Below are 14,264 nucleotides of genomic sequence, written 5' to 3'. Positions count from 1 at the left end.
AAAGCCGCACGAGGATTCCGAGATGTCCTTCTTCAATCGCTTTCGCAAGCAGACGTCCGAAACGCAGGGCGAACGCATCGAACCCGGTCGCGCCGAGCTTGATGCGTTCGACGAACCGAAGGAGCCCGTGCTCGGGCAGCCGAGCGGCGAGGGGATGAGTCCCCGTCCGAACGCCCCCGAAGCGGGCGTCGACGCGATCTCGGGCGCCGCGCCCTCCGTGGCGAGCGCTTTTACCGCTCCGACGGTTCCGGCTTCTCCGACGGCCCCCGGCGCGGCCAATCCCTTCAATATTCCGAGCATGCCCTCGGCGCCCACGACCGGTACGGCCGATGCGGCGAGCGTGAACCCCTGGCAGACCTTCTCGTCTCCTTCGTCGCCCGCTATGCCCGGAACGCCCGCCGCGCTCTCGACGGGTGCGTCCCCGTTCCCCGCGAGTGCCGCTTCGAGCGCCGCTCCGACCGCTCCTTCGACGGCGGGCTCCGCTTCCGGTTCGTCCTTTGCGGGTACGGGCTTCGGCGCCTCCTTCGGGGCTGCCGGTATGAGCAACAACACGAGCCACACGACCGGCACGAACACCGCGTCCGCGGGTTTTGCGGCGTCCGCGGCTTCGGTTCCGCCCGTTTCTCCCGTTGCGCCTGCGGCTCCGTCCGCTCCCTCTGCGGCTCCCGCCTCCCCCGCGGTCGAATCCTTCCGCGCGGCGCCGAGCGCCTCCGATGCGGCTCAGTCCCGCGGTTTCACGGCTGCGGCCTCCGCCGCGAAGAGCGCCGACGTGGAAGCGCAGACCCCGATCGCTAAGCCCGTGCCGCGCGACAAGGCCGTCGCGCCGAAGCGCACGAAGATGGTTCAGGTTGAAGTGCCCTCCGACGAAGAGCTCGCCGCCCGTCGTCGCACGCGTCATCGCCTCGTCGGGGCCGCGGCCCTCCTGATGGCGGTGGTCGTGGCGGCGCCTTTCGTGCTCGACAGCGAATCGAGCTACGACGAGCTTCCGATGCAAACGGAAATTCCGCCCGTGCCGACGGAGTCGACTCCGCTCGACGTGCCCGACGTGGTGCCGAGTACGGCCCCCGCGGAAACGCCCGCCGAAACGGCGCCCGTTACCGCCCCCGTTACGCCGCCCGCCAAGGTCGACGCGAAGCCCGAAGTGCCCGCAAAGCCCGCAAAGTCCGCGGCCAAACCCGAAAAGCCCGAAGCGAAGCCCGACGCCAAGGCGCCCGCTCAAGGCGCGAAGGACGAGCCGAAGGCCGAAGCCGAGGCGGAAAAGAAGCCCGTGCGCTCGGTCGGCATCACGCCCCCGACCGGCAAGGGCTACTACGTGCAGATCGTGGCGACGAGCTCCGAACTTGAAGCCGAAAAGTACGTGAAGCGCCTCGCGCTTCTGGGTTTGCCCGCCTACCGCGTTCCGGTCGAGCGACCGGGCGCGACCCTCTGGCGCGTTCGCGTCGGTCTCTTCAAGGACGCGCGCGAAGCCGAAGGCGCCAAGGGGACGATCGTTCTGAACGGCATCGCTCAGAAGCCGATGGTCGGCCAGCAATAAAGCGCGGAAGCGTTGTCGCTTCGCTCTTACTTCAAACGGGCCTCCCTCCCGACGCCCTTCGGGCGTCATGACGGGCGGCCCGTTTTGTCGGTGCCGCACCGACTTCGGGAACCTTGCGCGCGAAGCTTGCGCCCGACGCAAAGCTCTCCTCAAAGACGCCCGTCTATGCGCAATTTCGCTAGAATAAGCGCACTTTTTCGGATCCCTTTCGTGTCGGATCGTACGGAGCACTGAGAGCCCTCGGTTCCCGCGCTCCCCCGCCCCGACCCGCCCACCTTTCTCCCCGCCCTCCCATGACGGAAATCGACTGGATCATTCTGGCGCTTCTCTTTCTTTCCACCATCGTCGGCGTCGTTCGCGGCGTCGTCCGGGAAACGCTCGCCGTAGCCGGTTGGATCGTCGGCATTCTGCTCGCCCTCAATTTCTCGGCCGAACTCGCGGATCGCATTCCGTTGGAGAGCCTCGGAACGATTCCCCGCGTGCTGATTGCCGGCGCCGGCATCGTGGTGGCGGTGCTCTTTGCGTTCGGGCTTCTCGGCACGCTCATGCGCAAGATGCTCGAAGTGGCGGAAGTGACGTTCGAAGACCGGGTGCTCGGCGCCGTCTTCGGTCTCACCCGCGGGATCGTGGCGGTGTGTGCGGCGGTTTTCGTCTTCGGCATGATCGACGACGTGCGCGCGAGCCGGATGTGGCGACAGTCGATCCTCATCGCGCCCGCGGAAACGGTGATCGACTGGTCGATGCCGTACCTCCCCGAGGGCATCGCCTCGATGAGAACGCCCGCTGGGCGGGTCGCCGTTGAGATGACCGACAAATTGAAGGAGCTCGGACTCTGACATTACGGATGGGCCTCACGGGCGTGCGCGACCGCACGACCTCACGGCCCATCGGTCGTTTGGGGACCGAACAAAGTTTCGAACCTCCGAAAAAATTTCGGAGTCTTTTTATTTTTCGCTTTTCGTTAATCCAGCTTCCCGCGCACCCCTTCACGTGCGGGGAAGTTCTCCCTCTTCAAGGATCACGACTATGTGCGGTATCGTTGCCATGATGTCCCGGGAACCGGTGAACCAGCGCATCTACGATGCGTTGCACCTCCTGCAACATCGCGGTCAGGACGCGGCGGGCATTGCCACGCTCGACGGACTTCACTTTCACATGTACAAGGCCATGGGGCTCGTGCGCGACGTGTTTCGCACGCGCAACATGCGCGACCTCACGGGCAATATCGGGATCGGTCAGGTGCGCTACCCGACCCAGGGGTGCGCAAGCTCCAACCAGGAATCCCAGCCCTTCTACGTGAACGCTCCCTACGGGATCATGTTCGCGCACAACGGCAACCTCACGAACGCCGCCGAACTCACGCAGGAACTCTACGAAACGGATCGTCGTCACATCAACACGACGAGCGACTCCGAAGTGCTCCTCAACGTGCTCGCCACGGAAATCTCGCGCGTCACGCAGACGAAGAGCCTCGACGCCGAAGGCGTGTTCGAAGCCGTTGCGGCCGTGCACCGTCGCGTGCGCGGCTCCTACGGGTGCTGCGCCGTCATTGCCGGCAAGGGCCTTCTCGCCTTCCGCGACCCGCACGGCATCCGTCCGCTTTGCTACGGCACGAACGTGGCCGAAGACGGCTCGATCGAACACATGGTGAGCTCGGAATCCGTGACGATGATCGGTCTCGGGTTCAAGGTCGAACGCGACATCGCGCCGGGCGAAGCGATCTGGATCGACCTCAAGGGGAACGTCTCCGTTCGTCAGTGCGCCGAACACGCCGAACTCAACCCCTGCGCCTTCGAATTCGTCTACTTCGCCCGTCCCGACTCCACGATCGACGGCATCAACGTCTACGGCGCGCGCTTGAAGCTCGGCGAATACCTCGCGAAGACCGTTCGCGAAAAGCTCGACCTCTCGGAAATCGACGTCGTGATGCCGATTCCGGACAGCTCCCGTCCGTGCGCCCAGCAGCTCGCGCAGGAACTCGGCATCCCCTACCGCGAAGGCTTCATCAAGAACCGCTACGTCGGTCGCACCTTCATCATGCCCGGCCAGGCCGTGCGCAAGAAGAGCGTCCGTCAGAAGCTCAACGCGATGCCCGTCGAATTCGAAGGGAAGAACCTCCTCCTCGTCGACGACTCGATCGTGCGCGGCACGACCATGCGCGAAATCGTGCGCATGGCCCGCGAATCGGGCGCGAAGAAGGTCTTCGTCGCCTCGTCGGCTCCGCGCGTGATGTTCCCGAACGTCTACGGGATCGACATGCCCACGAAGAGCGAACTCCTCTGCGGCGACGGCAAGGACGAAGCGGCCGTGGCGGAAGCGATCGGCGCCGACGCCGTCGTCTACCAGACGCTCGAAGGCCTGAAGGGGGCTCTGCACGACATGAACCCCGACGTGCCGCGCTTTGACTGCTCGTGCTTCGACGGCGTCTATGTGACGGGCGACATCACGGACGAATACCTCGCCCGACTCGACGCCGCGCGCAATGCTCCCGTCGCAAAGCCCGCCCCCGATGAAGAGGGCGACGAGGCCGGAGAAGGGAAGTCGACCCTCGCCTGATAGGGGTACTAATCCCTACGCACTACGCCGTAAAAGGCTGTTTCCGACCTCTTCCCGTTCGAGATTCGACGGGTAAAATAGGTCCACTTCAGTCTTTATCGAGTTCGCCCCGGCCTTGCCGGGGCGAACTCTCATTCAGAGGTTTCATTCACATGACGACCCTTACGAAGCTCCTGCCCCCCGAGGCTGCTCCCGCTCAGGTTCTTCTCGAACGCGCCCACGCGCTTCTTCTCACCTCCGCCGAACGTGCCGAATGGCCCGACGTCATCTCGACCGAACTCGGCGACGTTACGGTGGCCGTTGAAGAACGCCGCCCGCTCGAAGTGAACGACGTGTTCATCGACGAAACGGGCGCCCTCTGGGTGGTTCGTCCGGCCGTCGAACCGATCCTTCACGTGACGGGCGACATCAACGTCATGCGTGAAGCCGCCGCCGCGCTGATCAATCGCGGCGTGCGCATCGCCGACGCCGAAAACGGCTTTGCGGTTCTCCCGCTGCCGAACCTCGCGAAGATGCTCGGCATGATCGGTCTCGAAGTCGCGGAAGAAGAAGCCCCGTTCGACCCGATCCGTCTCGTTCGTCACGAAGGCGGCTGCTGTTGCGGCGGCGGCCACGGCCATCATCACCATCACGGTGAAGAAGAATGCGGCTGCGGCGGTCACGGCCATCACCACCACGGTGAAGGCGAATGCGGTTGCGGCGGTCACGGCCATCACCACCACGGTGAAGGCGAGTGCGGTTGCGGCGGCCACGGCCACCACCACGGTGAAGGCGAGTGCGGTTGCGGCGGCCACGGCCATCACCACGGCGAAGGCGAGTGCGGTTGCGGCGGCCACGGCCACCACCACGGTGAAGGCGAGTGCGGTTGCGGCGGCCACGGCCATCACCACGGCGAAGGCGAGTGCGGTTGCGGCGGCCACGGCCACCACCACGGTGAAGGCGAATGCGGCTGCGGCGGTCACGGCCATCACCACGGTGAAGGCGAATGCGGCTGCGGCGGTCACGGCCATCACCACCACGGTGAAGGCGAATGCGGTTGCGGCGGCCACGGCCATCACCACGGCGAAGGCGAGTGCGGTTGCGGCGGTCACGGCCACCACCACGGTGAAGGTGAATGCTGCTGTGGCGGCGAAGGCCACCACCATGGCGAGGGCGAATGCTGCTGCGGCAACGAAGCCAACGCCCAGAAGCAGGAAGGCGACTGCTGCTGCAAGAAGTAAGGCGCCGCGCATCCGTCGAAGTCCCGAGTTGAAATCGGCGGAGGCGTCGTCCTCCGCCTGGGCTTCGACGAAAAGCAAAGCCTCGACGATCCGATGCGATGTCGAGGCTTTTTTGCGACCTTAAGTTGCGGTCGAATCCGAAAATTCCCGCTTCCTTTGCGGCAGTTCGGCCAACGGCAAAAGAAAAGCCCGACAGCCAGGTGTGACGGGACTACAGAGCCTGGATCAGTCGAGCTTTTCGAATTTGGCGCCTCATCCCGGCGGCTTCGTTCCCACCGTTGGCCGATCATTTTAACAACGTTGTTAAAATGATCTTCGACGTTGATGAGGCTACCGATTGCTCGGAGGCCTTAGGCCGACCATTTTACCTACGCGGGTAAAATGGTTCTAGGGCGCTATGCGTCAGACTGCAAAGGTGGCACGATGTTCGGTCGCTTAATTAAAACTTTTGTGGGAACGATGTCGTTTTGCTGGGGCGTAATTATTTACGCCATCCTGATTCTTTTGATCGTTCGCTACGTGTTTTAATCCTCTCGGCATTTGGTGGTACGGTTTCTGTTAGGCAATCAATATACACATGCCTTCGGAGGAGACTGGTGTGACGAGACTACAGAGCCTGGAACGGTCGAGCTTTCCGGACTTTTGGGCCCCCATCCCGGCGGCTTCGTTCCCATCGTTAGCGCCTGGCTCGGCTACCAAACCCATGCGAGCATGGTGCTTCAAATACCGAAGTCAAGCTTCGGCGTTGACCGTGACGACGTTGCTTGCGAAATAGGTTCGGATGGTGGCGTCGGGGATTTGATCGTAAAGATGCGCTCCGTCGTCGGAAGCGAGACTCCACGGGGAACCCGGACTATGGGACCACACCGAAAGTTGTGCGGCGGAGAGTTTTCCGAAGTGCGTCAGTGTCTGATCGACGGCCTGCACGACGTCCTCGGGCAGCGCCGTTTCGAGCGCAGGGTCCTCAAATGCGGTCTCGACGAAATCGACGCCGTTGAGCTTCAACTGCCGAAGCGTTCGCGGAAAAACCGGACCGTACTGCCACGCTTCCGGACTTTCGTCGCAGAGACGGTGGTCGAGAATCGCCAGGCACACGCCGTAGCAGCAGTACATGAGTTTTTGGAGCTTCGTTGCGTCGACTTCGATCCCCAGCCGACGGCATCGCCGAATGAGATAGGCCATCACGCGGAGGCTGTCATGGGGAGCGAGTGCTGTACTCTTCATCAACGCCTCCCGTTACGAAAGAAATGGGTGCGTTCCGATGCTCGCGCGAACGCTGTGTTGCCGTGCCCGAGGCGGGAGTCGATCCGCATCCGCTGCGTGCAGTAGTCGTGCAGTGATTTTGCAGAGAGCGATTGTTGCCGACTGTCAAGACGCACAACATCTTGTTGTGGATTATGGTCGTCGATAGCGGATATATGTATTGTGGTGCGGAAGGCCGGACTCGAACCGGCACGCCTGAAGGCGTCAGGACCTAAACCTGGTGCGTCTACCAATTTCGCCACTCCCGCACGGGAGGAGGGTAATTCTAGCGGATTCGGCGCCGCCGCGTTTCCTCCCGTCGGATGTGAGGCGAATCATTCGTGATGGCTCTCGGCGCTGCGGGCCGCAAGCTCGCGACGCTCGCGGTTGTATTCGCCCCAGGTGATTTTCCCCGAGAGGAGCCGGTTCTGGAGGTCCTTGATGGCGGGGTCGATCGTGCGGCGCGATTCGATTGCGTCGTCCATGTAGCTCGGGATTCCGGACTTGAGCATGAGGTCGCGCGTTTCTTCGTTGAGCTCGTGCGTCGCCTTGAAGACCTGTTCGGCCGCGCGCTTCTGAGCTTTCGTGATGCGACTCGTGTCCTTCGTCATCTCTTCGGTGATGCCCGAGGGAAGACAGGCGGTTTTGTTGAAGTAGGCCCGGTTTTCGGGCGAGACGCAAATGGCGCGCATCCGAACGCCCACGGCCTCGAAACGGTCCGAAAGCGCGTCAAGGGCGCGGTGTTCCTGCTCGTTGACGACGGGGTCGGGTTCGGAGGCGGGGGCTTCCTCGGTTTGGGCGGGCGGGGGAACGGCGCAGCCCGCGAGGGTTCCGATGAAGAGGGCGGCAACGAGAAGACGGGCGCAATTCCCCGTGCGGATGAAATGAGGCGTCATGGAAAAACGGAAACCGAGTCGTGATTCGGGAGCGGAAGGCCGGGTGCGGTGCGGCGCGAAATCCGTCGCGTCGCATCGGGGAATGCAGTTTACCAAGGCAACGCCCCCTTGTCATACATGGCGGACTCGGGAAGTGTTACCGATCGAACGCGGGTCGTTTTCTTCGAAGGGACTGCCGTGCGGGCAAAGACGGAAAAACGCACGCAACTTCCTGATTTCCGTCGGGACGGTCGGCCCTCGGAGCGAGGCCGCGAAGTGCAGTGGCGGGAGGACTCCGTTATAATGCAATGCTTCGATTCGTCTGCCGCCCGCGTGCGGGTTTCGGGCGGACGAACTCGCGCGACGCTTTTCGGAGCGTCGGCGCGCCGCCCCGGGCGCAAGCCGGGCGGAACTACCGGATTCTCGCCGGACGCCAGGGTGGTGTCGGCGGACTTTTTCCCATCACGCATCCGGCCGACCGGCCAGGATCTTTTTGCGAAGAAATAGCGATGACTGAAACGAATGAACAGGCCGTCGAACAGGTCGAAGTCAATCCCCTCGAGCGTACCCTCGAACTCACGATTGCGACCTCCGCCGCCAACGAACTCGCCGAACGCAAGCTTGTGAAGCAGGCCAAGAACGTCCGCATGCCGGGCTTCCGCAAGGGCCATGTTCCGATGAAGCAGGTTCGTGCCATGTACGGCATGCAGGCTTTTGACGAAGCCATCAACGAGCTCGTCTCCCAGGCCTGGGTCGACGCTTCCCGCGAATCCGGTCTCAAGGTGGCCGGTACTCCCCGCATCGCCATCAAGCCGGGCACGGAAAACGACGAAAACGAAATGCACTTCGTCGCCACGTTCGAAGTCTTCCCCGAATTCGATCTGCCCGACCTCTCGCAGGTTGAACTCACCAAGTTCGAATGCGAAGTGACGGACGAATCCGTCGACGCCACGATCAAGACGATGATCAAGCAGCGTGCCGAATACACCGCCTGTGATCGCGCCGCTCAGGACGAAGACCGCGTCACGCTCGACTTCGTCGGCAAGATCGACGGCACCGCCTTCCAGGGCGGCACGGCCGAAGGCCACGTCTTCGTTCTCGGCGAAGGCCGCATGCTCCCCGAATTCGAAGAAGCCGTCAAGGGCATGAAGGCCGGCGAAGAAAAGACCTTCCCGCTCACCTTCCCGGAAAACTACGGTCTCCAGAGCCTCAACGGCAAGACCGCCGAATTCGAAGTCAAGGTGACCGAAGTCGCCGAACCGAAGTACCCGGAAGTTGACGAAGAATTCGCGAAGTCCCTCGGCGTCGAAGGCGGCGTCGAAGCGCTGCGCGCCGAAATCAAGACGAACCTCGCCCGTGAAGTTTCGGCTCGCGTCGAAAACGAAACGAAGGCTCGCGTGATGGAAGCCGTCGCGAAGGTCCTCACCTTCCGTCTGCCCGCCGACCTCGTCGCCAACGAAGAACAGAACCTCCTGCAGCAGAGCCTGCGCGACCTCGAAGCCCGCGGTCTCGACGTCAAGAAGATGAAGAGCCTCCCGCCCGCCGACCTCTTCAAGGAACAGGCCGAACGTCGCATCCGCCTCGGTCTCTTCGCCGACAAGGTCCAGGAAGAAGCCAAGTTCGAAGTGACGGACGAAGAAATCAAGGCCCGTGCCGAACGTTTCGCCGTTTCCTACGAAAACCCGGCCGAATTCGTCGACTTCGCTCTGAAGAACGCCAACGCCCGCCAGAACTTCGGCGCGCAGATCTTCGAAGAAAAGCTCGTTGAATGGGTTCTCGCTCACGCCAAGACCGAAACGAAGCAGGTCGCTTTCGAAGACGTGATGAAGAGCCAGTTCTAAGGCTCTCGGACGCCCCGCTTTCGGGCGGGGTGCGCCTGCCGACTTCGGGCTCGGGTTCGCCCGGCCCCGAAGATTCGGAGCGAAGAGGAGAGGCTTCCCGCTGCGGGGACCTCTCCTTTGTCGTTTTGAAAAAGTCGCTCGAACGCGCCGAGCGCGGACCGAAGGGAGCACACGATCGTGCCGCTTTCTTCGCGCATTCGTACGGAACGCGTCGAAGCCGAACGCCCCACCGAGCAGAGGAACGAATTCTCCGCGATAATGGACGCACTTTGCGCCCCGAACCGCCCTCGGGCGGATGCGCGGCGCCTTTTCCGAACAAACGAGGAGCGAAACCGAGCCTTCGGGGCTCGTGTCGCACACCCCCAAGAATCAACAGAGGTCGCGATGTCACTCGTACCCATCGTTATTGAAAATTCCGGCCGCGGCGAACGCAGCTTCGACATTTACTCGCGCCTTCTGCGCGACCGCATCGTCTTTCTCAACACGGACGTGAACGATCAGTCGGCGTCGCTCATCGTCGCGCAGCTCCTTTTCCTTGAAAGCGAAGATCCCGACAAGGACATTTCGCTCTACATCAACAGCCCCGGCGGGTCGGTGTCCGCCGGGATGGCGATTTTCGACACGATGCGCTTCATTCGTCCCAAGGTCAATACGATCTGCCTCGGGATGGCCGCTTCGATGGGGGCCTTCCTCCTTGCGGCGGGCGAAAAGGGCAAGCGCTACGCGCTGCCGCATTCGCGCATCATGATTCACCAGCCGCTCGGCGGCGCCGAAGGCCAGGCGAGCGACGTGGAAATCCGCGCCCGCCAGCTGCTTCTCATCAAGCGCCAGATGAACGAGCTCATGGCCGAATTCACCGGAAAGAGCTACGAAGATCTCGTGCGCGACACGGACCGCGACAACTTCATGTCGGCCCAGGAAGCGCTCGAATACGGCCTCATCGACGAAATTTTGACGAAGCGTCCGTAAGAAGGACGCCCGGTTCACCATGGATAGCAAGAAAGAACTGACGTGCTCGTGCTGCGGTCGCCCGAAGAGTGCCTGCCAAACGCTTCTCGGTGTCGGTCCCGACACGTACCTCTGCGACCGTTGCGTGCGCAACATGATGAAGGTCGTCGAATCGCGCGCGAAGTCGGCGGGCGAAGCGGCGGCCGCTTCCGCGCCCGAAGCCGGGGCCGGGGCCGAAACGCCCGAGACGCCCGCGGCCGAACCCAAGAAGCTCCCGACCCCGAAGGAACTTTACGAACACCTCGAAAAGTACGTGATCGGTCAGGAGCACGCGAAGCGCACGCTCTCCGTTGCGGTCTACAACCACTACAAGCGTCTGAAGGCGCTCGACGAAAAGGGCGACGCGGCCGCAAAGGACCGCGAAGTCGAACTTCAGAAGTCGAACGTTCTCGTCGTGGGGCCGACGGGCTCCGGGAAGACGCTCCTCGCGCAGACGCTGGCGCGCGCGCTTGACGTGCCCTTTGCGATCGCGGACGCGACGACCCTCACCGAAGCCGGTTACGTGGGCGAAGACGTCGAAAACATCGTCGCGCGCCTCGTTCAGGCCGCGGACGGCGACATCGAAAAGGCTCAGCGCGGCATCATCTACCTCGACGAAATCGACAAGATCGCCCGCAAGAGCGAGAACCCCTCGATCACGCGCGACGTCTCGGGCGAGGGCGTGCAGCAGGCGCTTCTGAAACTCATCGAAGGGACGGTGGCGCGCATGCCCGAAGCGGGCGGGCGCAAGCACCCGAACCGCCCGATGATCGAAGTCGACACGACGCAGATTCTCTTCATCTGCGGGGGCGCCTTCGACGGGATGGAACGCATCATCGAGCAGCGCACGCAAAAGAGCACGATCGGCTTCGGCGGTACCGTGCACGGGAAGCGCGAACGCGAAGCGACCGACATCTTCTCGAAGGTCGAAGCCTCGGACTTCGTGCGTTTCGGCCTGATCCCCGAACTCGTCGGCCGTCTGCCCGTCATCACGTGCCTCAACAGCCTCGACGAACAGGCCCTCATCCGCATCCTGACGGAGCCCAAAAACGCCATCGTGCGTCAGTTCCAGGCGCTCTTCAAGATGGAAGGGATCGAGCTCGAATTCACGGCCGACGCCTTGCAGGAAATCGCCCGCCGCGCGATCGAACGCAAGACCGGCGCCCGCGGTCTTCGCTCGATTCTGGAGGACATCCTTCTCGATACGATGTTCGAACTCCCCGGCTCCGAAGAGCCCGTCGAGCGCGTGATCGTGACGAAGGACGCCGTTCGCAAGACGGCGAAGCCCGAAATCTTCCGTCGCGGCACGCAGGCGCCTTCCGCCTGACGGTGCCCGACCGGACGCCCGGGGCGACCTTTCGCGGGGACTGGCCTGCGCCCGACGCCCGGCTTTCGGAGGCCGGGCTTCGCCCCATCGGCGCCGATTTCGTCGTGCGGGCGGTTTCGCATTGAAAACCCGCGGAGCCGTCCCCATATAAGACGTACCGACAGAATTCTTTAGGAACTACAACTTTGACCAACAAGTTCAATTCCCCGGGAACACCGCAGCGTCTGCCCGTGGTGCCGCTTCGCGACATGGTGGTGGGGCCCAATACGATGACCACCGTCTTCATGTCGCGACCGGTTTCGGTGTCGGCCGCTCAGGCCGCGCTGAAGGAAACGGACGCCAAGGTGGTCCTGCTCACGCAACGCCAGAAAGAAGTCGACGAACCGAAGGCCGAAGACCTTTGGGACGTGGGCGTCGTGGGTGAAATCACGCAGCTTCTGCGCCTGCCCGACGGCTCCGTGAAGGGGCTCGTGCGCGGTTTGACGCGCTGCTCGCTCAAGTCCCTTGTCCTCCCCGGTTCGGAAGATCCCGACAAGGATTACTACGAAGCGGTCGTTGAGGACATTCCGACGCTCGACGCCCCCGAAAACGAGCTCGCGCCCTTCCGCGTGTCGCTCGTGAGCGGCGTGCGCCACTTCCTCTCGGGCGACCGCAAGGTTCCGGCCGAAGTGTTCGAAGCCATCGAGAAAGAGTCGGATCCCGTGCTCTGCTGCGACCTCGCAGCGGCCGTGCTTCCGCTCTCGACCGAGGAGCGCATCGCCTTCATTCGCGAAATCGATCCCTTCAAGCGCTTCGACATGTTGCTTGAGCTCATGCAGCGCCTGCAGCAAAGCGGTCAGATCGACCGCCGCATCCAGATGCGCGTCAAGGATCAGATGGACCGCAATCAGCGCGAGTACTACCTCAACGAGCAGATGAAGGCCATCCGCAAGGAACTCGGCATGTCCGAGGACGAGGACGGTCCCGACGACACGGCCGCGCTCGAAAAGAAGGTGCGCGAAGCAAAGCTCCCCGCCGAGGTGCAAAAGGCGGCGCTCGAAGAAGTGCGTCGTCTGAAGGGCATGTCGCCCACGGCGGCCGAAGCGGCCGTGGTGCGCGGCTACGTCGACACGCTTCTCGACTTGCCGTGGACGAAGAAGTGCGAAGTCAACTCCGACATCGAGCACGCCCGTCAGGTCCTCGACGAGGACCACTGGGGTCTCAAGAAGGTGAAGGAACGCATTCTCGAGTACCTGGCCGTTCAGAAGCGCCAGGACAAGATGAAGGCGCCGATTCTCTGCCTCGTGGGCGGTCCGGGTGTGGGCAAAACCTCGCTCGGTCGTTCGATCGCGCGCGCGACGAACCGCAACTACGTTCGCATGGCGCTCGGCGGCATCGCCGACGAAGCGGAAATCCGCGGTCATCGCCGTACGTACGTGGGCGCGATGCCGGGGCAGGTCATCAAGCACCTCATGAAGGCGGGCGTTCGCAATCCGCTCTTCCTCCTTGACGAAATCGACAAGATTTCGGGCGGCGTGCGCGGCGACCCCAATTCGGCGCTTCTCGAAGTGCTCGACCCCGAACAGAACAATTCGTTCGAAGACCACTACGTCGAGCTGCCGTTCGACCTCTCGGACGTCTTCTTCGTGGCGACCTCGAATTCGTACAACATTCCGCCGGCGTTGCTCGATCGTATGGAAGTGATCGACCTCGAAGGCTACACGGAAGACGAGAAGGTGCACATTGCCGAACAGCACCTCGTCGGCAAGCAGATGCGCGCCTGCGGCATCAAAGAGGACGAAGTGCGCATCGAGCGCTCGGCGATCCTTGAGGTGATCCGCTACTACACGCGCGAAGCGGGCGTGCGCCAGCTCGAACGTACGATCGGTCGCATCCTTCGCAAGATCCTCCTTGAGGAACTCGAAAAGAAGGAAGGGAAGCCCGAACTGCCGATCGTCGTCGACGACAAGGCGGTCGAGAAGTACCTCGGCATCCGTCAGTACGATATCACCGAAGCCGAACGCGCTCCCGCCGTGGGGTACGTGAACGGTCTTGCGTGGTCGAGCGTGGGCGGCGACATTCTGAACGTCGAAGTCGTCACGTTCCCGGGCAAGGGCAACGTGATCCGTACGGGCAGCCTCGGCGACGTCATGAAGGAAAGCGTCGAAGCGGCGCGCTCCGTCGTGCGTTCGCGTGCGGCCTCGTTCGGCATCCCGAGCGACGTCTTCTACTCGACCGACTGGCACGTGCACTTCCCCGAAGGCGCGACCCCGAAGGACGGTCCTTCGGCCGGTGCGGCGATCACGACTGCCATGGTGTCCTCGCTCACGGGCATCCCCGTGCGCAGCGACGTCGCCATGACGGGTGAAATCACCCTGCGCGGTCGCGTTACCGCCATCGGCGGCCTGAAGGAAAAGCTCCTCGCGGCCGCCCGCGGCGGCGTTCGCACGGTGCTCGTCCCCGACGAAAACCGCAAGGACATGAAGGAAATCGGCGAAGACGTGCTGAAGGATCTGAAGGTCGTCTACGTGAAGACAATCGACGACGTGCTGAAGGAAGCGCTCGTGCGGATGCCCGAACCGCTCGCGGCGAACGCGACGGCCGCGGCGACCGACAAGAAGCCCGAGGCTCAGGGTGCGGTTCCGCCCGCCCCCGCGAGCGTCGAATCCGCTCCCGCGTCGGCGCAGCCCGCGTAAAGGCAGC

General features: G+C 63.1%; 10 protein-coding genes and 1 tRNA gene. 8 read left to right on the top strand and 3 right to left on the bottom strand.

All coding sequences use genetic code 11. The features are described from left to right. The first annotated feature begins 22 nt into the window (after nucleotides 1–22). From S6FBBBH3_RS09175 to S6FBBBH3_RS09160, 4 genes are all read left to right on the top strand, one after another. Nucleotides 23–1,534 (top strand): SPOR domain-containing protein, encoded by a 1,512-nt coding sequence (locus S6FBBBH3_RS09175; RefSeq protein WP_120177455.1) that lies wholly within the window; start codon nucleotides 23–25, stop codon nucleotides 1,532–1,534. Nucleotides 1,535–1,827: 293 nt separating this feature from the next. Beyond that, on the top strand, nucleotides 1,828–2,370 hold the full coding sequence (locus tag S6FBBBH3_RS09170; protein WP_120177454.1) for a CvpA family protein: 543 nt from the start codon (nucleotides 1,828–1,830) through the stop codon (nucleotides 2,368–2,370). Between the two features lie 190 nt (nucleotides 2,371–2,560). Continuing rightward, entirely contained in the window at nucleotides 2,561–4,090 is a 1,530-nt protein-coding gene (purF, locus tag S6FBBBH3_RS09165) for an amidophosphoribosyltransferase (protein ID WP_120177453.1), read from the top strand. A gap of 152 nt (nucleotides 4,091–4,242) precedes the next feature. Continuing rightward, on the top strand, nucleotides 4,243–5,310 hold the full coding sequence (locus S6FBBBH3_RS09160; protein ID WP_232008780.1) for an urease accessory protein UreE: 1,068 nt from the start codon (nucleotides 4,243–4,245) through the stop codon (nucleotides 5,308–5,310). A 732-nt stretch (nucleotides 5,311–6,042) separates the two neighbouring features. Here the strand turns inward: S6FBBBH3_RS09160 and S6FBBBH3_RS09155 are convergent. From S6FBBBH3_RS09155 to S6FBBBH3_RS09145, 3 genes are all read right to left on the bottom strand, one after another. Continuing rightward, nucleotides 6,043–6,534 carry a Panacea domain-containing protein gene (locus S6FBBBH3_RS09155; protein WP_120177452.1) on the bottom strand — a complete coding sequence of 164 codons (492 nt, stop codon included), beginning with the start codon at nucleotides 6,532–6,534 and terminating at the stop codon, nucleotides 6,043–6,045. 202 nt (nucleotides 6,535–6,736) lie between these two features. Next, nucleotides 6,737–6,821, bottom strand: a tRNA-Leu gene (locus S6FBBBH3_RS09150). Between the two features lie 66 nt (nucleotides 6,822–6,887). After that, the gene (locus tag S6FBBBH3_RS09145) at nucleotides 6,888–7,448 is read right to left on the bottom strand and encodes a hypothetical protein (protein WP_120177451.1); all 561 of its coding nucleotides are present in this window, start codon (nucleotides 7,446–7,448) and stop codon (nucleotides 6,888–6,890) included. A 488-nt stretch (nucleotides 7,449–7,936) separates the two neighbouring features. Here S6FBBBH3_RS09145 and tig point away from each other — a divergent pair, with 488 nt between their 5' ends. From tig to lon, 4 genes are all read left to right on the top strand, one after another. Continuing rightward, nucleotides 7,937–9,268, top strand: coding sequence for a trigger factor (gene tig / locus S6FBBBH3_RS09140; RefSeq protein WP_120177450.1), 1,332 nt, complete (start codon nucleotides 7,937–7,939; stop codon nucleotides 9,266–9,268). A 384-nt stretch (nucleotides 9,269–9,652) separates the two neighbouring features. Beyond that, complete coding sequence (clpP, locus tag S6FBBBH3_RS09135; RefSeq protein ID WP_120177449.1) at nucleotides 9,653–10,237, top strand: ATP-dependent Clp endopeptidase proteolytic subunit ClpP; 585 nt, start codon at nucleotides 9,653–9,655, stop codon at nucleotides 10,235–10,237. A gap of 19 nt (nucleotides 10,238–10,256) precedes the next feature. Further along, nucleotides 10,257–11,582, top strand: a complete 1,326-nt coding sequence (clpX, locus tag S6FBBBH3_RS09130; RefSeq protein WP_120177448.1) for an ATP-dependent Clp protease ATP-binding subunit ClpX — start codon at nucleotides 10,257–10,259, stop codon at nucleotides 11,580–11,582. A 185-nt stretch (nucleotides 11,583–11,767) separates the two neighbouring features. Further along, nucleotides 11,768–14,257 carry an endopeptidase La gene (lon, locus tag S6FBBBH3_RS09125; RefSeq protein WP_232008779.1) on the top strand — a complete coding sequence of 830 codons (2,490 nt, stop codon included), beginning with the start codon at nucleotides 11,768–11,770 and terminating at the stop codon, nucleotides 14,255–14,257. The last annotated feature ends 7 nt before the right edge of the window (nucleotides 14,258–14,264 follow it).

It is taken from the genome of Sutterella megalosphaeroides, assembly GCF_003609995.1.
Lineage (GTDB): Bacteria > Pseudomonadota > Gammaproteobacteria > Burkholderiales > Burkholderiaceae_F > Sutterella > Sutterella megalosphaeroides.
This window is presented reverse-complemented; position numbering and strand designations above follow the sequence as displayed.